Annotated in this window: 1 protein-coding gene; it reads left to right on the top strand. The window is 63.2% G+C overall.

Features of this window, described 5'->3' with window-relative positions:
- Window positions 1–258: isocitrate lyase/phosphoenolpyruvate mutase family protein (locus tag EOB49_RS35520; protein ID WP_206526228.1), on the top strand; the 258-nt coding region annotated here is incomplete at both ends.

Genomic DNA, 258 nt, shown 5'->3' on the forward strand with positions numbered 1-258 from the left:
GCCGCGGCGGCGGCCGTCAAGGCCTCCGGCATACCGGCGTTCATCAACGCCCGAACTGACATCTTCCTCAAGACGAAACCGGATGCGCATGACGACGTCCTGCTCGACCAGGCCATCGAGCGCGCGCAGGCCTTCGAAAAAGCCGGTGCACACGGCTTCTTTGCGCCGGGTCTTGGCAATGAGGACCTGATCGAGACGCTTTGCAAGGCAATCGCGTTGCCGGTCAATATCATCGCGCTGGCGCATGTACCGCCGCGT

This window comes from Mesorhizobium sp. M7A.F.Ca.MR.148.00.0.0, assembly GCF_003997735.1.
Classification (GTDB): Bacteria; Pseudomonadota; Alphaproteobacteria; order Rhizobiales; family Rhizobiaceae; genus Mesorhizobium.